This is a genomic window from Apibacter muscae (assembly GCF_007845595.1).
In the GTDB taxonomy this organism is placed as follows: domain Bacteria; phylum Bacteroidota; class Bacteroidia; order Flavobacteriales; family Weeksellaceae; genus Apibacter; species Apibacter muscae.
Genome location: NZ_SELI01000006.1, coordinates 1 through 609, shown reverse-complemented (window position 1 = coordinate 609; position 609 = coordinate 1). Strand labels below are relative to the sequence as shown.

The window sequence follows — 609 nt, the reverse complement described above, 5'->3', positions numbered from 1 at the left end:
TTTTCAACAAGCTTTTGTATTTCTATTCTGCAACAGTATTTATATTTTAATCATCTTCTTTACGGTAGTTTTTCCTTCTTGTTTTATTTTTATAAAGTAAACTCCCGGTGCTAAACTTTGGATATTCATGGTTGTGATTCCTTCTTGTTTTTGTAATAATCGTCCGTTCGTATCTATGATTTCAATAGTTATTTTCTTCCCTTCTTTGGTGCCTTTTATATGGATATAGCTAGTGGCTGGATTGGGGGTAATAGCTACTTCTTGTTCATAAATTTCTGGTTGGTTTTCTAGAATATTTATTTTTTTTATTTCTATGGTTTGTTCTGTTTTTTGTTCTGTTCCGTCTGAATAGGTGGCAAATAGGGTGATGGTGTAGATTCCTTCTTTTTCTAGGGTTAGGTTGAGTTCTGGGTCTGTGTAGGTTCTTTTTTCTGTGCCTTTTTTTACTTCCCAGTAGTATGTTTCGGGTTTTTCTTGGAATTTGGGCGTGAAATGTAGGGGCTCGTGGGGTTCTGCTTTAGTTTTTGGGGCTTCTATGCTTTGGTTTTTCTTGGTTTGTTGTTGGTTTTCTTGCTTTTTAAGTCTTAATACGGCCATGTATTCTTCTCC

1 protein-coding gene is annotated in these 609 nt (G+C 35.1%); it reads right to left on the bottom strand.

From position 1 onward, the window contains the following. Positions 1-39: 39 nt before the first annotated feature. A partial coding sequence (locus ETU10_RS00100) for a T9SS type A sorting domain-containing protein (RefSeq protein WP_146309244.1) occupies positions 40-609 on the bottom strand: 570 nt, incomplete at its 5' end.